At 52.0% G+C, this 18,426-nt stretch carries 16 protein-coding genes; 1 reads left to right on the top strand and 15 read right to left on the bottom strand.

The genetic code is table 11. The features are described 5' to 3' along the window. Positions 1-96 precede the first annotated feature (96 nt). From BN3772_RS10255 to dpsA, 11 genes are all read right to left on the bottom strand, one after another. Positions 97-2,763: an FtsK/SpoIIIE family DNA translocase gene (locus BN3772_RS10255; protein ID WP_425280431.1), complete on the bottom strand. Its 2,667-nt coding sequence runs from the start codon at positions 2,761-2,763 to the stop codon at positions 97-99. Between the two features lie 89 nt (positions 2,764-2,852). Then, positions 2,853-3,068, bottom strand: a complete 216-nt coding sequence (locus BN3772_RS10250; protein WP_042199228.1) for a YlzJ-like family protein — start codon at positions 3,066-3,068, stop codon at positions 2,853-2,855. Beyond that, on the bottom strand, positions 3,065-3,838 hold the full coding sequence (locus BN3772_RS10245; protein WP_086074506.1) for a ClpP family protease: 774 nt from the start codon (positions 3,836-3,838) through the stop codon (positions 3,065-3,067). Before BN3772_RS10245 ends, BN3772_RS10250 begins: the two co-directional genes overlap by 4 nt. A gap of 113 nt (positions 3,839-3,951) precedes the next feature. Then, on the bottom strand, positions 3,952-4,962 hold the full coding sequence (locus BN3772_RS10240) for an anti sigma factor C-terminal domain-containing protein (protein ID WP_042199227.1): 1,011 nt from the start codon (positions 4,960-4,962) through the stop codon (positions 3,952-3,954). Then, the gene (locus BN3772_RS10235) at positions 4,959-5,456 is read right to left on the bottom strand and encodes an RNA polymerase sigma factor (protein ID WP_042199226.1); all 498 of its coding nucleotides are present in this window, start codon (positions 5,454-5,456) and stop codon (positions 4,959-4,961) included. The genes BN3772_RS10240 and BN3772_RS10235 overlap by 4 nt, the downstream gene beginning before the upstream one ends. Before the next feature lie 160 nt (positions 5,457-5,616). After that, positions 5,617-7,299, bottom strand: coding sequence for a ribonuclease J (locus BN3772_RS10230; RefSeq protein WP_042199225.1), 1,683 nt, complete (start codon positions 7,297-7,299; stop codon positions 5,617-5,619). Beyond that, positions 7,274-7,525 (bottom strand): hypothetical protein, encoded by a 252-nt coding sequence (locus tag BN3772_RS10225; RefSeq protein ID WP_042199223.1) that lies wholly within the window; start codon positions 7,523-7,525, stop codon positions 7,274-7,276. Before BN3772_RS10225 ends, BN3772_RS10230 begins: the two co-directional genes overlap by 26 nt. Before the next feature lie 324 nt (positions 7,526-7,849). Further along, the gene (gene dapA, locus BN3772_RS10220) at positions 7,850-8,725 is read right to left on the bottom strand and encodes a 4-hydroxy-tetrahydrodipicolinate synthase (protein WP_042199221.1); all 876 of its coding nucleotides are present in this window, start codon (positions 8,723-8,725) and stop codon (positions 7,850-7,852) included. A gap of 16 nt (positions 8,726-8,741) precedes the next feature. Continuing rightward, positions 8,742-9,962, bottom strand: a complete 1,221-nt coding sequence (dapG, locus tag BN3772_RS10215; RefSeq protein WP_042177479.1) for an aspartate kinase — start codon at positions 9,960-9,962, stop codon at positions 8,742-8,744. 114 nt (positions 9,963-10,076) lie between these two features. After that, positions 10,077-10,673, bottom strand: a complete 597-nt coding sequence (locus BN3772_RS10210; RefSeq protein WP_042177480.1) for a dipicolinate synthase subunit B — start codon at positions 10,671-10,673, stop codon at positions 10,077-10,079. Further along, a complete protein-coding gene (dpsA, locus tag BN3772_RS10205) occupies positions 10,674-11,570 on the bottom strand; it encodes a dipicolinate synthase subunit DpsA (protein WP_042199220.1) in 897 nt (298 codons plus the stop codon). A 169-nt stretch (positions 11,571-11,739) separates the two neighbouring features. Between dpsA and BN3772_RS10200 the strand changes: the two genes are divergently transcribed. Beyond that, positions 11,740-13,212 (top strand): S41 family peptidase, encoded by a 1,473-nt coding sequence (locus BN3772_RS10200; RefSeq protein ID WP_042199219.1) that lies wholly within the window; start codon positions 11,740-11,742, stop codon positions 13,210-13,212. 99 nt (positions 13,213-13,311) lie between these two features. Here the strand turns inward: BN3772_RS10200 and dut are convergent, their stop codons facing one another. The 4 genes from dut to pnp form a co-directional block, all read right to left on the bottom strand. Beyond that, positions 13,312-13,764, bottom strand: coding sequence for a dUTP diphosphatase (gene dut / locus BN3772_RS10195; protein ID WP_042199217.1), 453 nt, complete (start codon positions 13,762-13,764; stop codon positions 13,312-13,314). Continuing rightward, positions 13,736-15,001, bottom strand: coding sequence for a M16 family metallopeptidase (locus BN3772_RS10190; RefSeq protein ID WP_042199216.1), 1,266 nt, complete (start codon positions 14,999-15,001; stop codon positions 13,736-13,738). The genes dut and BN3772_RS10190 overlap by 29 nt, the downstream gene beginning before the upstream one ends. A 79-nt stretch (positions 15,002-15,080) precedes the next feature. Next, positions 15,081-16,070 carry a polysaccharide deacetylase family protein gene (locus tag BN3772_RS10185; RefSeq protein ID WP_042199215.1) on the bottom strand — a complete coding sequence of 330 codons (990 nt, stop codon included), beginning with the start codon at positions 16,068-16,070 and terminating at the stop codon, positions 15,081-15,083. 184 nt (positions 16,071-16,254) lie between these two features. Beyond that, positions 16,255-18,357 (bottom strand): polyribonucleotide nucleotidyltransferase, encoded by a 2,103-nt coding sequence (gene pnp / locus BN3772_RS10180; protein WP_042199214.1) that lies wholly within the window; start codon positions 18,355-18,357, stop codon positions 16,255-16,257. Positions 18,358-18,426: the final 69 nt, after the last annotated feature.

The raw sequence follows: 18,426 nt of genomic DNA, 5'->3' as shown, positions 1-18,426 counted from the left end.
TGGACAGAATGAGCTGCTAACAATCACAGCAAAAAAGCACTCTTCTGGTAAGGAAAGAGTGCCCTTGTCATTACGCTCAAAAAGCCTGTCTAGGATCTAGGAGCTGATCCGGTTCTGCTGGTACTGCTCTAGTGACATCAGTACTTCACGCGGCTTGCTGCCCTCGTAAGGGCCGATAACCGACCGGGCTTCCATAGCATCAATTAGCCTGGCAGCACGGGTGTAGCCTACCCGCATCCGCCGCTGAAGCAATGAAACGGAGGCCTGCTTCGCTTCTAGTACAATCTGTACAGCCTGTTCATACAGCTCATCCTGCGGCTCCTGGTCTTCGGTAACCATATCATCCACCTCTGGTACAAGCGTCTCATCATACTCGGCTTCACCCTGGCTGCTTACGAACTGGACGATTGTCTCAACCTCCTGATCACTCATGAAGGCACCCTGGACGCGGACCGGCTTGGAAGCCCCCATCGGGAGGAATAGCATGTCTCCCCGTCCGAGCAGCTTCTCTGCACCGGGCATATCCAGAATGGTCCGGGAATCCACATTCGAGGATACACCGAAAGCGATCCGGGAAGGGATATTCGCCTTGATCAGACCGGTGATTACGTCAACGGAAGGCCGCTGGGTGGCGATAATCAGATGGATACCCGCTGCACGAGCCATTTGCGCCAGCCGGCAGATCGCATCCTCTACATCATTCGCAGCGACCATCATCAAGTCGGCAAGCTCGTCCACAATAACTACAATATAAGGAAGAATAGCAGCCGGATTATCTTTCATCAGATTATTGTACCCTTCTACATTCCGCGTTCCCGATTTGGAGAACAGCTCATAACGCTTCTCCATCTCCACTACAATCTTCTTAAGGGCTAAGCTGGCCCGTTTCGGATCTGTAACTACCGGAGCAAGCAGGTGGGGAATCCCGTTATATACATTGAGCTCCACCATCTTAGGATCGACCATCAGGAACTTGACCTCGTCTGGCTTGGCTTTGTATAAAATACTGGTGATGATACCGTTAATACATACAGACTTTCCTGATCCCGTCGCGCCAGCCACAAGCAGATGGGGCATCTTAGCCAGATTACCGATGATGGTCTGTCCGGAAATGTCACGCCCGAATGCTATCGACAGCCGCGATTCAGCATCCTGGAAAATCTGGGTCTCCATTACCTCACGCATCGTCACAACGGAAACTTCAGGGTTCGGAACTTCGATCCCTATTGCTGATTTGCCGGGAATCGGAGCTTCCATCCGGATATCCTTGGCTGCCAGCGCCAAGGCGATGTCATCGGTCAGATTAACGATCCGGCTGACCTTAACGCCTATATCGGGCTGAATTTCATAGCGGGTTACGGCAGGTCCGCGTACCACCTCAAGCACTTTGGCCCGGACACCGAAGCTCTCCAGTGTTGCCTCCAGCTTACGTGCAGTCTGCATGTAATCGTTCTGGTCTCCCGCCTTGCCGCCCCCGTTCGGCTTAGATAGCAGCCGGAACGGGGGAAGCTTATAGGGCTTAGGTGGCGGTGGAAGCGGCGGAGCCGGAACAGGCTCTCCGCCCTCAGCTGTACCTAAAAGCCCGTCAAGCTCCACTGTAACATCCTCATCAGGCACGTCCGCTGCACCGGCCGGCCGGGCAGCTGCAGGACTGTCTGGAGCAGCCGGACCGCGTGTTCCTGCACTGCGTGCAGCCGGTGAAAAACCGCTCCACTCCTCCCGCTCTTCCTCACTTAACCCTTCTGAACGTATATGTTCAAAGAAATCCCGTATGATCGGTGTTACAGGCCCCTGATCTTCATCTGCATTTTCAGATGACGAATGTTCAGATGCACCACGTGCATTGTCGGCCTCCAGCCCGGAAATAACCGGAAGAACCTGGGAGGCAGAGCCTGCCGGCGCTCCATTTGTCTGCAAGCCCTGGTCTGGACCTTCATCAGGCGGAGATTTAGAGGCACCGCTGATCCAGTTGCCGATCCGGCTGATAAACAGAGGCCTGCTTCTTTGCGGCAGGGAAGGCTCGTCCTCTTCTTCCTCTTCCTCCTCAATATCCGGAGGCGCTGCCGCTGCGGCTCTGTCCGCTCTGGCTTGGCGCGGGGTTACCGGAACCGCAGCCGGGCGGTTGGCCGCACGCTGCCGGAGGTTCTCAATAAGCTTCACCGACCGTAACCGCAGCAGCGAGAAGAGCTCCACATAGGAGAGATTAGTAACCAGCATAAAGCTGATTGCAAGCATGACGATCATAATCAGCTTGGCTCCCAATGTACCAAACAGCCACAACAGGGCTGAGAATACCAGCGCCCCCACATATCCTCCGCTAATATCCTTGCCCAGCAGATAGACACTGCTGTCATTTGTACCGGGCTTAAGCGCACCGGAAAGATCATTATGTATTTGTGCCATCACATTGCCGGGATGCAGCATGTTTACAGGTCCCAGCTTCTGCTGCATGGCCGATATTGAACTCATTAGACATAAAGACACTACCAGTAAAACAGCCCCCGTATAACGGCTGTTCCAGCCGGACGGCCACTTTCTGTGTATCATTACCATCAGGCCGTAAATAATGCCGACAACCGGCAGAACAAAATAAAATCTGCCCAGCAGATATCCGGCCATACTGGACAGGGAACGCCCTACAGCAGCTTCGCCGGACAGGGCAATTACCGAAATGGTAATAAGCATAATTCCGTAAATTTCATATTTAAGAACGCTGCCGATTGTCGCTTTTTTCTTTGACTTTCTTTTTCTCCGTTTAGCCACGCCAGCCACCCCCGGCAACATTATACCATATAATGGCGTGGCGTACCTATGTTCTGTTCTGTAAAAAAATGCAACTTCATGACATTAAATTATTTATCGTAATCAATAACTGCACCGGGAGCGAATGCCGGGTTAAGATACTTGTCCAGCGGACACTGCAGCAGCCGGATAATCCGTGCCTGTCTGCCTTCCAGCGGCTCAACCTGCATCAGCATTCCGCTAATCATTACCTCTTCTGCCTGCTGTCCGGAGCTGTAAGCTCCCTCAAACATTTGCTCAAGCGGCACCACTGTATAAAAGGTCATTGTGTCAGCCCCCCCTGCATCAGCCCGCCTGATACAGCCGGTATAGCTGTACCGGCAATCATCCGGTTGAGATGGGCCAGCGCGGCACCGATTCCGCCAACCTCATCCATCAGTCCGAATTTAACGGCATCGAAGCCGCCGACAGCGGTGCCGATGTCACGGTTAAGCTCACCGGTCTTAAACATCAGATCCTTAAATTGCTGTTCACTGATCCGGGAATGGGAGGTAACGAAACGGACCATCCGCTCCTGCATCCGTTCCATATACTCAAAGGTCTGCGGCACGCCGATAACCAGACCGTTCATCCGGATCGGGTGGATCGTCATCGTTGCGCTCTCGGCAATAATGGAATAGGTTGACGCGACTGCAATCGGCACACCGATGCTGTGTCCCCCGCCGATAACGACCGTTACTGTCGGCTTGGACAGGGAGGCAATCATCTCGGCAATAGCCAGTCCTGCTTCAACATCACCACCTACCGTGTTGAGAATGATCAGAAGGCCTTTAATATTCTTGTTCTGCTCCGCTGCAACCAGCTGCGGAATAATATGCTCATATTTTGTTGTTTTGTTGTGCGGCGGAAGCACGAAATGCCCTTCGATCTGTCCGATAATGGTCATACAGAAGATATCCGGCTCCGCACTCGGTACCGCCGTCTGGCCCAGCTCTTTAATAATGCCTACAGCAGGCGGAGCGGCATCAGCAGCGGCGGGTTTTACCTCCTCCGGCTGGATTTCACCGTTATTCTCAGTTTCTGGACCCTGCTTCATCTCCACTTGCAGCTCACCCTTTCCGCTTGCAGCTTATTGACACTGCAGCCGTACTAACTGTGCTTAGTATGACATTTACGGTGAGCCGCTTATGCAAAAACAGCCTTTTAAATTTAGTATTTGTCTACAACTGCCCCCAGCACCGCCCCACGGATGTAACTCTGATCTTGGAGAACGGTAAGCCCGGATGCCGTACCTGTAACGACCACACCCAGAATACGGACATCGTCTGCATCCGGCGCGGCTTTATCTTTTTTTAAATTCAAACTGATCTGCTTATATTCATCGTAATACCGGTCTTTGCGCGACAACCCGTTTTGAACAGAGTCTACAAAATCTTCAGGTGTTACTTTCTCGTAATCGGGACGGATTCCAAAGCCGTATACCCCATAGCCCGACATTGGCAGAGGGGCAGAGATTCCGCCATCCCCGTCTTCATGGGGTTCGAACTGGAAGCCTTCCCGCTCCCCGTACGTATCAACCCAATACCAGACCGGCCTTACACCTGCAGGCAGCATCTCCTGTACTTCAGCAAAGGTATGCGGCTTATCAAAAGACAGCGACATTTCCGCAAGCTTCTCCGGTTCCATTTCACTTAGCTGAGGAAGGTCATTAAATATCTTCCCGTTATAATCTACCTGTGGAATATAATAAAGCATCTCTCGCTGGCCATTGTACGGGTTATACTGCCTGCCATAATCATATCCGGCCTGCTCCAGCTCCGAATTGCTGACTGTCAGAGGTGATGAACCGCCATACGCGCCTGTAGCAAATGGAAACCACCATTCATTGTAGTTAGTCCACTCTTGCTCCCAGGGAATTGGAACGCCTTCGATAATTTTATAGGTGTTCGTTTCCAGTACACCGGAAAGAAATCCCCTCGTATCTTTATATCCCGATTCATATTCGTTAGGGCTGCTGATCATTCTGTACATCCACTCACTCTGAAGCGTCTCGCCTGACCTGTGGTTGACAATTTGGGCCGCACCAAAAAAGATAGCCGTTAACGTCACCAGCACTACTGCCAGTGAAATGATAATACTGCGTACCGTGCTTTTTCGTTTAGCCTTTTTGAGCACCTGTGACAGCTGTTTGTCCTCTTCTTCGTTCCATGGGGCAGTCAATGTGCCTCACCTCCGTAAAATTGTTGAAATTGTTGTCTGGCCCGGTATAGAGATGCCTTAACCGTTCCTTCATTGATCCCCAGCAGCGCTGCAATTTCTTTATACGTAAAGCCCATTTCATATTTGAGCAGGATCAGCTGACGGTTCGCCGGAACCAGCCGGTTCAGCGTCTCCTCGATCCGTTCCTTCTGCTCACGCTGCAATAACTGTGACTCCGGCTGCTCCCTGTCAGGCGCCGCCTGCTCCTCTGCCTCCATGGTGAACTGAAACCGTTTATGTCTGCGGCACAAATCATAATAGCGGTTAATTGCAACCTTATAGAGCCAGGCGCTGAAATTGCGCTCTTCAATTCCGCTGATATACTGCAGTGCTTTGCAGACTGTATCCTGCACGATATCCTCTGCATCCTCAGGCGCTGCGCCCAGACGGATCAAATATCTGCGGATCTCGGCCATCTTGGACCCCAGCAGCTGTTCCTTCAGCTTAGCCCCCATTATGCACCTCCCTGGCAGTATAACGATTGAACGGAGGAAATGTTGTCCCATTGTGTTAAAAAAAACAAAGACCCCTTCGTCCCCGGAAACCGTCCAATATTTCCGGGGGGGAGAAGGGGCCCTATAGGCCCTGCTTATTTAAACAAAAGTAACTGTCTTCTTAAACTTCCATAATGATCGGCAGAATCATCGGTCTGCGGCGTGTCTGTTCGTACAGGAAACGGCCGAGCGAATCTTTTACGCTTGTCTTGAGGGAAGCCCATTCGTTGACCTTCTCGCTCATCAGGCGCTGCAGAGTGCTGGCTACGATGCGGTTGGCTTCGTCCAGAAGTCCTTCGGACTCACGGACATATACAAAGCCGCGGGAAATAATATCCGGCCCGGAGACAATCGCTCCATTCTGCTTACTCAGAGTAACAACCACTACCAGGATACCATCCTGGGACAGCAGCTTACGGTCGCGGAGTACGATGTTACCCACATCGCCGACACCCAGACCGTCAATCAGAACGTTTCCTGCAGTAACCTTACCGGCTCTGCGGGCTCCGCCGCTTTGAATTTCAATCACTTCACCGATTTCAGTGATAAAGATATTGCTTGGCTCCACGCCCACTGATTCTGCCAGAAGCGCATGTCTGCGCTGCATACGGAATTCACCGTGGATCGGAATGAAGTATTTCGGCTTCATGAGGTTCAGCATCAGCTTAAGCTCTTCCTGGCTGCCGTGACCGGATACGTGAACACCGGAGTTCGAGCCGCTGTAGATTACGTTGGCACCGAGACGGAACAGCTCATCAATGGTACGGCCGACATATTTCTCGTTACCCGGAACCGGAGTTGCCGCAATGATAACGGTATCTCCCGGCAGGATATCCACCTTGCGGTGGCTGGAGCGTGCCATGCGTGTAAGTGCAGACATCGGCTCGCCCTGGCTGCCTGTGCAGAGCACAACAACGCGGTTCGCTGCCATCCGGTTCATTTCCTCAGGCTCAATCAGCATACCGTCCGGTACATGCAGGTAACCCAGCTCGGAAGCAATAGCAACCACATTCACCATGCTGCGTCCGATAACAGTGATCTTGCGGCCTGTCGATTCTGCGGCGTTCACTACCTGCTGGATACGGTGTACGTTAGAGGCGAAAGTCGCCACAACTACGCGCTGGTCAGCCTTACGGAAAATATCCTCCAGCACGATGCCGACGTTTTTCTCCGAAGGGGTAAAGCCCGGCTTCTCGGCATTGGTACTGTCTGACATAAGGGCAAGTACACCCTTCTGTCCGATTTCCGCCATCCGGTGCAGGTTCGCATATTGGCCATTGACTGGTGTATGGTCAAATTTGAAGTCGCCTGTATGCACAACATTACCTTCCGGTGTCTCAATGCATACGCCAACGGAATCCGGAATACTGTGGTTTGTTCTGAAGAACGTCACCTGCAGGGAAGTTCCCAGGTCGATGACAGAATCCTCATTAATCAGAATACGCTTGGTTTCGCCAAGCAGGTTCGCTTCCTTGAGCTTGTTATCAACAAGACCAAGGGTAAGTCTTGTTCCGTATACCGGAACATTCAAATTCTTGAGCACATAGGACAATCCGCCGATGTGATCTTCGTGACCGTGGGTAAGGACAATTCCTCGTACCTTATCACGGTTCTCCGTCAAGTACGAAATATCAGGAATAACGATATCAATACCGAGCATATCCTCTTCTGGGAACTTAAGTCCCGCATCCACGACTACGATGTCATTTCCGTATTGGACTACATACATGTTTTTTCCGATTTCTCCGACTCCGCCTAGTGCGAATATTAGCAGCTTATCATTGTTGTTGTTTTTTTTCGACAAATGAATCTAACCCTCCTATGATGTTGGACGTCATACTTTTTATTTGCAAATATTTAAGCTTCGTTATTTCAGCGGCACTGAACACATTGTTCAAATAATTTCCGATAGCTTCCACAACTACAGCGATATTCCTTATATTTAAGTCTGAAAAATTGCGCAGTGCGAAAAATCCCGGATTCCAGGCAGAGAGCAGTTCTTGAAAGGGACAAAACCCGTCAAACTTCACTGCCGCGCCCCTCGCGCGAAAATTAGGCAGCAATAGCACAGACTTATACTAGGACCTATCCTGCATCACAATGTAACAAAACATTGACGGAAGATTACCGCATATTTAATTAACCGCACCCAGTCACTTAAGAACATTATACATGATTTTTTTGGCAAAAGACAAGTCATCCACTATGTAACGTTATTCTATCCTTAGAATCGGGGCATTATTTGCGGAAATGTTTATGCAGACAGCTGATAAAATATACCGGACTGCAGCAAAAAACCGGCTCCTTTAACGGGATACCGGTTTTTGGCAGACGCTTTGGAATACAGATATGGGCTAATTCAGCAGTGCTTCGATAAAAGCGGCCTCGGCTTCATCCGGTCCGACCAGCGGGAGCCGGACAGAGCCGACGTCTATTCCGCGCAGTGAAAGCGCGTATTTGACAGCGGCCGGATTCGGCAGCGGCTGCGGACACTCGAACAGTCCCTTGAATACGGGGAACAGCTGACGGTGAAGCTCTCCTGCCCGCTTTACATTGCCTGCCAGGTAAGCCTGAATCATCTCAGACATCTGCGAGCCGATAATATGGCCCGCCACACTGATGATCCCGTGCCCGCCTACAGCCAGCGTGGCAAGGCCGGCCGAATCATCGCCTGTGTAGACATGAAAATCCTTAGGACAGGCTGAAGCAATCAGCGTTATCTGATCTACGGAGGCGCATTCTTTAGTGGCGACAATATTAGGAATCTCCGCCAGCCGCAGTGTCGTTGCTGCACTCATGCTGACGCCTGTACGCCCTGGAACATTATACAGAATGCAGGGTAAGGAGGTGCTGCCGGCAATTGCCGAAAAATGCTGAAACAGCCCTTCCTGGTTAGGTTTGTTGTAATAGGGAACAACCAGCAGAACACCGTCTACGCCGATTTTTTCGGCTTCCCTGGTAAGATGTATAGAGTGTCTGGTGCTGTTGGTGCCGGTTCCGGCGATAATTTTGCAGCGCCCGCCTGCCCTGTCCCGGACAAAAGAAAACAGCCGCAGCTTCTCCTCATCGGTTAGAGTAGGCGATTCTCCCGTAGTTCCGCAGACAACCAGCGCTTCGGACTTCTGTTCTTCGATCAAATAATCAACTAACCGGGAAGTAGCCTCCCAGCTGATTTCTCCATCCCCGTCAAAGGGGGTTACCATCGCAGTGATCAGTCTACCGAAATCCACTTTGAATTCCTCCTTGTCAGCGGTGCAATTCAAACTTGGTATGCAGCGCACGCAGCGACTGTACCATATCTTCCTTTTTCACTAGGACCCAGATGGTTGTATTCGAATCCGCCGATTGCAGAATCTGAATGTTCTGCGAGCTGAGCGCCTCAACGATCCGGGCCATAATCCCCGGTACACCGTTAATTCCGCCGCCGATAACCGACACCTTGGCACAGCCGGATAAGCTCTTCGGCCGCAGCCCCAGCTCCTGAAGCGCAGCTATAGCCCGCTCTGATTTGTCGTCATTTACGGTATACAGCGCCTCTGTAGGCGTTACATTGATAAAATCGACACTGATGCCGTTATCAGCCATGCTTTTGAAAATCTGCAGCTGAACGCCTGTACCGTTCCCGTCCGGGCATTCCACGGAAATCTGCGTGATATTGCTTACATAAGCAATACCCGTAACAAACCGGTCAACAATACCGTTAGAGACATCATTAAACCCTTCAGGATGGGTAACAAGTGTCCCTTCTAATTCAGAGAAGGTCGAGCGCACACGCACCGGAATATTAGCCTGCATAGCAATCTCCACGGCGCGCGGATGAATGACCTTCGCCCCCTGGTAAGCCATATTGCAGATTTCCGTATAGCTGACATAAGTCAGCGGCTTCGCATCCTCGACAATCCGCGGATCAGCGGTCAGAATCCCGTCAACATCAGTGTAAATGTCGACCATATCTGCTCGGAGCGCTGCACCCAGCGCGGTTGCCGAGGTGTCACTGCCGCCTCTGCCAAGAGTCGTGAAATCACCGGCTTCGGTTTGACCCTGGAACCCGGTTACTATTACTACTTTATGCTCGCGGAGCTCGCGTAGAATCCGTTCGGTGCGCACATCAAGAATTCGTGCATTTCCGTAATTGCTGTCTGTCAAAAAGCCCGCCTGGGCTCCTGTTAACACAGTAGAACGGATGCCCTGCTCTTCCAGCAGTCCGCAAAGTGTGGTTGCCGAGATAATCTCACCGCAGCACATCAGCAGATCCTTTTCACGGTCAGGCAGCGCGTTGCCGTTCTGAACTGCCCAGTCCAGCAGCGTATCGGTAGCATAAGGCTCACCCTTGCGGCCCATTGCAGAAACCACCACCACAAGACTGAATCCGCTTGCCAGCTCCCGTCTGACATGACGGATAACATGCTCTCTTGCCGCCGGTGTCGAAAGTGAAGTGCCTCCGAATTTTTGCACTAAAATACCCATTGTATAATTCCTCCATAACTTCTCTAAACAAGCTTAAAAAGTGTTGAACCGCCCTCAAACTGAGGACGGCAAAAGTAGAACCTATGATAAGCCTGCTCCATGCAGACCTCCAAGCTATGCTGAATGAAACCGTTCGATAATCATCGGCTGCAGCTGTTTGCCCTGCAAAGCGGCGTAGCAGGCTTCTGGAATCAGTTCCATGCGTGCTACCAGCGAATTCGGCTTGCCCTCAGGGTTATCCTGGCCGAACGGCACAAAATAAATATGTTTGGCAACCAGAAGCTTCGCAATATTCGCTGCATTAAGGCCCAGCCCGTCGTTAGTTGAGATGGCCAGCACAAGCGGACGGCCGTTACGCATCTGCGATTTGGCAGCCATCAGGACGGGACTGTCAGTCATGGCATTAGCCAGCTTACTCGTCGTATTACCTGTGCAGGGAGCTATTGTCAGCACATCGAGCAGCTTGGATGGACCCAGCGGTTCCGCATCAACAATTGTAGAAATGATATCATTCCCCGTTATATCTTTCAACTGTTTTAGCCAATTTTCCGATGTGCCGAACCGGGTATCCGTATTCAGCACAGAGGAGGATACAATCGGCACCACATTTGCGCCCCCGTCCATAAACCGCTGAATTTGCGGCATCACCTCAGCAAAGGTGCAGTGTGAGCCGGTAATCGCATAACCTACTGTTTTTCCGTGCCAATCCATTTATAGGTCCCCCTTGTTTAGAATCTCCTCCGAGATCGACTGCACCAGCGCATTGCCCATAATCATCCCGGCACTTTTCGGGGCGACAATCCCGGGCAGCCCGGGGGCAAGCATCGCCTTGATGCCGCGCTTCTCCGCATACCGGAAGTCACAGCCGCCGGGAGCCGAGGCCAGATCGATAATGACGCATTGCTTGGGAACCCGGGTAAGAATCTGTGCCGTAATAATCATGCTGGGTATTGTATTAAATATAAGCTCTGTATCGCTCACCTGCTGCAGCAGCTCTCCGGTCATAAACGGCTTCCAGCCCATCTCCTCCGCCCGGGCAAAATGCTCCTGCTTCCGCACGCCCACCTTCACTGTGGAACCCAGGCCCTGCAGCGCCCTTGCCATAGTAAAACCGGTACGCCCCATCCCCAGCACCATCGAGGTAGAGCCATGGATGGTAAAATCCGTATTCTGAATAGCCATGACCAGGGCGCCTTCTGCTGTCGGAATTGAATTATAAATCGCTACATCATCACGGTTAAGCAGCTCAACAAGCTTCAGCTTATGCCTTGCACACAGGCTTCGCAGGTAGCTTTTGGCGATACCCGTATATACTGTGCAGCCCGGCGGCAGGGCCGCAGCGTGCTCATCAAGCAGCTGCAGGCGACCGTCAGAGAACAATGCATTGATGTTCCCTTCTTCGTCACACCCTACCGTTGGCAGCACCAGCACATCGGCACGGCCAAGCAGCTCCGGCGACATTAGTTCCAGGTTAACCCCCGGGCTAGGGGCATCCCATTTCTCGAACCCGGCGGCGCTTACCGCAGCATCCATTTCCACACATTTTCGAATAACTTCAAGCTGTCTCGCGTCCCCGCCCAGGAACACGATCCTGATGCCAGTAAGCATAGGGATGACGCTCCTTTCCACATACACTATCGACTATAAAGCATCTTATGCCGGGTCCTGCGGATGGGTGAAGAGCGGAGCATAATTACTGGGCGGTCCACATAAATCACAGAAAATTGCCCGTAATCATTCTATAGTTAGTTAAAAATGGAAAAGGAGTATTTATATAATGAAGCCGAAATGGAAGCTGGCTGCTCTGCTGCTGGTATCAGCAGCCGCAGTGGCAGCTGCCGCACTCTATATTAAATCTGCAGATTCCGGGGATAGAAGCGGTCAAGCCGCCGGGACGCCTCCCGCAGCATCAGTCCATGCCAGTCCGGCGCCCGATGGAATCCCATCAGCCCAAAGCCAGGGCGCTCCGGCCTCAGATGCCCCGGAAAAGCTTGTTAATCCGGAGCAGATGAAGCAGGATCTGGACTTCCTGACAGAAACGCTGGTTCAGGTTCATCCTGCTCTGATAAACGGCTGGAGCAGCGGACAGCAGCAGGTAATCAGCGAAGCTTACGACATGATTCAAACGGCACGGACAGAGGAAGGGTTTTACTTCATCGTCAACACGATCACCTCACTGCTCCAAGACGGGCACACGAATATGTACTGGGAGCTGCAGAACCAGAAACTGCTCAACCTTCCCCTTTTCTGGAGCCGTGAGGGGCTGATTGTAACGCAAGACCGTGGAAAGCTTCACACCGGGGATATCGTTACTGCTATCAGCCGTCGTAGCATCGGTGATCTGGAACAGGAGCTGGCCAAGATTATTCCGGCTGAGAATAACCAGTGGGTCAGAGTACAGGGAACTGTCCTGCTGAGGGTGGAATTTATGCTTCGTCATCTGGGACTGGCTGCAGATGATCGGGTTGAAATAACCGTAACTCGGGGGGGCGGCAGTATTACTGAAACATTAATACTGACAGATAAACCTCTACAGAAGGAGTACAGCCACTATCCAAAGGGCGAAGTCCCCTTCTCCTATTCCTTCGAGGACGAGCTGTCGTTAGGCATTTTTCAGTTGAACACATGTGAGAATACACGGAAGTATCTGGTCACGGTAAAACAGTTCTTTGATGAGGTTAAGGCGCGGGGTATTCAACATGTGGCAGTGGATCTGCGGAGTAACGGAGGCGGTGACTCGTCCGTTATCGAGGAATTTCTGTCCTACACAAACGTGAAGTCCTATTATGGATACGGGAGTCTGATGCGGTATTCTCAACAGCTTCAGAACATCCGCGGAGCGGAGCAGAACAGCGGTTATGTGGTAAGTGAACCCTCTTTAAACCATATCTTAATGAAGACGCTATATCCTTTTAGAGGAAAGCTCTACCTGCTGACTTCTGCCCATACCTTCAGCTCTGCCAACATGTTCGCTGTCATTGTCCAGGATAACGGCCTGGGCCAAATTATCGGTGAAGCAACGGGCAACCAGCCTTCATCGTACGGGGATGTTCTTACCTTCCAGCTCCCTGCCTCCGGCATCCGTTTCCAGAGCTCTTTTAAGCAGTTCACACGTCCCGCACCGGAGCGCGACCCTGCGGATTCCGTACAGCCTGATATTGAAGCCTACACTACAGCCACAGATATCCTTGAACGCCGGGATGCCCAGCTGGAGAAGCTTCGCGAAGTTGTGCGTGCAGACTTGAAATGAACAGTAGCCGCAAATAAAAGCCTTGTAACAAAAAAAAGCTTGCAGACAGCGCCGCTAAAAGGCGGTTTGTCTGCAAGCTTTTAAATATGCAATAAATCCTTACTTCCCGGTGTGGCCGAAGCCGCCGGCGCCGCGCTGTGTCTCGGTCAGCTCTTCTACCTCGACCAGTGTTACTGCCGGAACAGCCTGGAACACCATCTGGGCGATCCGCTCATTGCGCGCAATTGCAAACGGCTCCTGGCCCAGGTTGATCAGCAGCACCTTGATCTCGCCGCGGTAGTCGGCATCAATCGTTCCCGGTGTGTTAAGGCAGGTTATGCCGTGCTTAAAAGCAAGCCCGCTGCGCGGGCGGATCTGCGCCTCCAGCCCGTCCGGCATAGCTATGGCAATCCCTGTCGGGATCAGTGCGCGCTCTCCGGGAGCAAGCACTACAGGCTCAGCTACAGAGGCATGCAGGTCAAAGCCTGAAGCCTGCTCCGACATTTTGCGCGGCAGCTGTACATCTTCATTTCCCGGAAGCTTGTTAATTTGAACGTGATAAGACAAGATCATCTCTCCTAACATTGGCAATCGCTTTATCTGTTGAGCCGACCATCGCCAGTGCGAGCGGTTCAGCAAACATATGGTCCAGCAGCAGGTTTACATCGTCCATCGTAACCTTGCTGATTTTGTCAATCATATCATCAAGTGTATCATGCCTGCCCAGCATCAGCTCGTTTTTGCCGATCCGGTTCATCCGGCTGCTGGTGCTCTCCAGGCTGAGAATCAGGCTGCCCTTGAGCTGTTCCTTACCTTTTCTCAGCTCATCCTCAGTGATGCCCTTCACAGCCAGCTCCTGCATCATCTCTTTGACCAGCTCGGTCACTTCCTTGGTCTGCTTGGGTGCAGTTCCCGCATACACGGTGAACAGGCCGCTGTCCGCCTGGGAGCTGTGATACGAGTAGACCGAGTAAGCCAGCCCGCGCTTCTCGCGGATCTCCTGGAACAGGCGCGAGCTCATACCGCCTCCGACTGCATTGTTCAGCAGCACCATCGGATACTGCAGCGGCCCGCCGCTCCGAACGCCCGGCAGCGAGATACAAATGTGGTTCTGCTCTGTCTTTTTGCGGTGAAACAGCAGGCTGCCCTGGTAATCAGGCGCTGTCAGCTCCGGAGCCTGGCCGTGATTGTCAAAGCCGCCGAAATGGCGCTCCAGCAGCTCCACGAGACCCTCGTCGAAATTACCGGCCACACTGATCACGGTATTTTCAATCGTATACTGCTCTTTCATATATGCGCGCAGGTCATCCGGGGTCATCTCCTGCAGCCGTTCCTTGAGGCCAAGGATCGAATAGGCGAGCGGATGCTCACCGTAAGCGGCAGCACACATCAGATCATGCACCAGATCATCCGGTGTATCCTCGCACATGGCGATTTCTTCAAGAATGACGTTCTTTTCCTTAGCCAGCTCTTCAGCGTCAATCTTCGAGCGGAAAAACATATCAGAAAGTACATCCACCGCAATCGGCAGATGCTCATCAAGCACTTTTGCATAATAGCATGTGTATTCCTTCGAGGTAAAGGCATTCACGTTGCCGCCGATCGCATCGAACTCCTCCGCAATATCCTTGGCGCTGAAGCGGTCGGTGCCCTTAAACAGCATATGTTCGATGAAGTGGGAGATCCCGTTGTTCAACGGATTCTCATTACGGGAACCGGTTCTGACCCAGATTCCAAAGGAAACGGAACGGCCGGTAGCAATCTTTTCTGTAACCACCCGCAGGCCGTTTGATAGTATGATTTTCTCCAATTCTGCGTCCTCCTGGCATAGCCCTGTGTCTGTACTGCCTATTTATCAAGCGAGTTTAATCCTACCAGAAAATAACGGCTCACTCAACATCATCGGGCATAATCCTTTCCGGCGATAATGTCTGGCTGACAGTTCCGAGCCTCAGTCCCTTCGCCTTAACCGCCCGGATCATCCCTCTTAACGCTTTTGAGGCGGAAGCTGTAGGATGCATCAGAACCAGTGTCCCCGGCTCTGCTTTGGCACTGATTTTGGCTACAACGGATTCAGGCGAAGGATTGCGCCAGTCTACCGTATCCAGCGTCCATAGCACCGTCCTCAACCCAAGCGCAGCAGCAATCTCCACTGTCTCCTGATCGAAATCCCCTGAAGGCGGGGCAAACCACTGATTGGTGACCCCCAGGCTTTCTTTTAACAGCAGCTGCGTCTTCTGTATTTCGGCAGTTGCCCTTGCCCGGCTCAAGGTACTCATATTCGGATGCGTGTATGCATGGTTCTCCATTTCATGCCCGCGCTTCAGCATTTCTGCGGCAAGCTCCCTGTTCTTGCTCAGCCAGCTTCCATCCAGAAAAAAGGTCACCTTCACCTGCTCTTCATCCAGAATATCCAGCATCGGCTTAATGTACTCATTCCCCCAGGCTACATTAATCATGAAGGCTACCATAGGCTTGGCCGGATTGCCCCGATAGATCGGGCTGGCTCCCAAATCGTTTAAAGATATCTTAGGCTTCGTCTGGCGGTAGACCAGTTTCAGCCCTTCCCCCGGAACCTGCTGTAGAGAGCTCCGGTAAGTTGCTTCCACATCTACTTCGAGACCGTTATAACCCGGAATTGCCTTCCACACCCGGTCTACAACGGCATCCACCGGCGGCATGTTCAGCTCTGCAGCTTTTTGCTCCACCCGGGCCCGCAGATCCTTACTGCTATGTTCTGCGGCCAGGCCAGCCTTAACCGCCAAGGCATCCTGCGGCTTTAGCTGTGCCAGCATCTCCTTTACCGGTCCGCTGGTACTGCCTATTCCGATTACAACAGCCATACAGGCCAGCACAAGCGCCGCCTTGTCCGTCTTCATGCTTAAGTCCTCCCCGGCTACATACGGTCTTCACCGTCCCGCACAACAGGTATAGCATGCACAGGACCCTTTGTCCCAGCCTATGAGAAAGATCAGCAGAATATGATGCTAACACAACAAAAAAGAGCCAGAATGCAAAAGCTTCTGCCTCTTCTTCCTATCTATTTTAGAACGTCATTCAGGCTTACGCCTTCGCTCCGCTCTCTGCAGTCAATACAGCCTTGCGGGACAGATTGACACGGCCCTGCTGGTCGATTTCAGTTACTTTTACGGTAATGGTATCCCCGATGGCAACAACATCTTCAACCTTGGCTACACGCTCAGTCGACAGCTGGGAGATGTGAACCAGACCGTCTTTGCCTGGAATCAGCTCAACGAATGCGCCGAACTTCTCAATGCGGCGAACCGTACCGACATATATCTCACCGACCTGGACTTCCTTCACGATGCCTTCGATGATACCGCGGGCCTTCTGGATCATCGCTTCGTCGGAAGAACCGATGAATACGCGTCCGTCCTGCTCGATGTCGATCTTCACGCCGGTTTCTTCAATGATCTTGTTGATGATCTTGCCGCCGGCACCGATAACATCACGGATTTTGTCCGGATTGATGTTAATGATGATGATCTTAGGCGCATATTGGGACAGGCTAGGTCTTGGTGCAGAGATAGCTTCCATCATTTTGCCGAGGATGAACAGCCGTCCTTCTCTGGCTTGCTCCAACGCTTCCTTCAGGATCTTGCGGTCAATGCCGGCAATCTTGATATCCATCTGGATTGCCGTTACGCCTTCTGCAGTTCCTGCTACCTTAAAGTCCATATCTCCGAGGTGATCTTCCATACCCTGGATGTCTGTCAGGATGGAGACATGCTCTCCGTCTTTAATCAGACCCATAGCTACGCCGGCCACAGGAGCCTTGATCGGTACACCCGCATCCATCATTGCCAGAATACTGGCACAGATGCTTGCCTGGGAAGTCGAACCGTTAGATTCAATAGCTTCCGATACCAGACGAATGGTGTACGGGAATTCTGTTTCACTAGGGATAACCTTCGACAGGGCGCGTTCACCCAGTGCCCCGTGACCGATTTCGCGGCGGCCCGGCGCTCTCAGCGGACGTGCTTCCCCTACGCTGAACGGCGGGAAGTTGTAATGATGCATGAAGCGTTTGGTTTCAGTTGGATCGATTCCGTCAAGAATCTGCACATCACCAAGCGCACCAAGTGTACATACGCTGAGGATCTGTGTCTGTCCGCGGGTAAAGAGCCCGGAACCGTGTGTGCGCGGCAGCAGTGCCGTATCACATTCAATCGGACGGATTTCATCCAGCTTACGGCCATCAGGACGCACTTTATCATGCGTGATCAGGCGGCGCACTTCATCCTTGACGATGTCATGCAGCACTTCTTTTACATCCTTCAACAGCTCTGGTGTCTCTATGTATTTCTCAACGAAATACTCCACTGTCTCGCTATTGACCAGATCGATAGCATCCTGGCGCGCATGCTTCTCAGCAATCTTAACAGCCTCAACCAGACGGTCTCCGGCAAAAGCACGAACCTCAGTATTCACGTCTGCGTTAACCGCATGAAGCTTTACAGCCATCTTTTCTTTACCGGCTACAGCAACAAGCTCCTCAATCACAGCTACAATCTTGCGGATTTCTTCATGCCCGAACATAATGGCTTCAAGCATCACGTCTTCCGGCACTTCGTTAGCTTCCGCTTCAACCATCATAATGGCATCCTTGGTTCCGGCAACCACAACATAGATGTCACTGGCTTCCTGCTGGGCGAGATCAGGGTTAATGATGAATTCGCCATTGATTCGGCCAACCGCTACTCCGCCGATCGGTCCGTCAAACGGCACATCGGAAATACTCAGGGCAGCAGAGGTACCAATCATTGCAGCAATGTCAGGTGCGCAGTTCTGATCCACACTCATAACCATGTTCAATACTTGAACATCATTACGGAATCCTTCAGGGAACAGAGGGCGGATCGGTCGGTCAGTCAGACGGCTGGACAAAATCGCTTTTTCGCTCGGTCTGCCTTCACGTTTGATAAATCCGCCCGGAATTTTACCTACTGCGTATAGTCTTTCTTCATAGTTCACGGTAAGCGGGAAAAAATCCAGATCTTTAGGCTCACTGGAGGCAGTAACCGTACATAATACTGCGGTATCTCCGTAGCGGACCATAACTGCGGCATTTGCCTGTTTGGCCAGACGCCCGGTTTCCAGCACAAGGCGTCTTCCGCCAAGCTGCATTTCTACACGTTGTTCCATAAAATCCCTCCTTAATTGGTAATATTTCTGTATTCATTCTACAAGCAAAAACGGCTTGTCCTCCTATAG

The organism is Paenibacillus camerounensis (assembly GCF_000723885.1).
Taxonomy (GTDB): Bacteria; Bacillota; Bacilli; order Paenibacillales; family Paenibacillaceae; genus Paenibacillus_AQ; species Paenibacillus_AQ camerounensis.
Note: the sequence above shows the minus strand (reverse complement) of the source record. Positions and strands in the feature narration are given on the sequence as shown.

Coding starts and splice junctions, on each gene's coding strand:
- BN3772_RS10235 (WP_042199226.1), bottom strand. CDS start 5,456: ATGGGGGCTAAGCTGAAGGAACAGCTGCTGGGGTCCAAGATGGCCGAG.
- dut (WP_042199217.1), bottom strand. CDS start 13,764: ATGATCTTGTCTTATCACGTTCAAATTAACAAGCTTCCGGGAAATGAA.
- dapG (WP_042177479.1), bottom strand. CDS start 9,962: ATGGGTATTTTAGTGCAAAAATTCGGAGGCACTTCACTTTCGACACCG.
- dpsA (WP_042199220.1), bottom strand. CDS start 11,570: ATGCTTACTGGCATCAGGATCGTGTTCCTGGGCGGGGACGCGAGACAG.
- BN3772_RS10250 (WP_042199228.1), bottom strand. CDS start 3,068: ATGACCTTTTATACAGTGGTGCCGCTTGAGCAAATGTTTGAGGGAGCT.
- BN3772_RS10185 (WP_042199215.1), bottom strand. CDS start 16,070: ATGAAGACGGACAAGGCGGCGCTTGTGCTGGCCTGTATGGCTGTTGTA.
- pnp (WP_042199214.1), bottom strand. CDS start 18,357: ATGGAACAACGTGTAGAAATGCAGCTTGGCGGAAGACGCCTTGTGCTG.
- BN3772_RS10245 (WP_086074506.1), bottom strand. CDS start 3,838: ATGAAGCAGGGTCCAGAAACTGAGAATAACGGTGAAATCCAGCCGGAG.
- BN3772_RS10200 (WP_042199219.1), top strand. CDS start 11,740: ATGAAGCCGAAATGGAAGCTGGCTGCTCTGCTGCTGGTATCAGCAGCC.
- BN3772_RS10210 (WP_042177480.1), bottom strand. CDS start 10,673: ATGGATTGGCACGGAAAAACAGTAGGTTATGCGATTACCGGCTCACAC.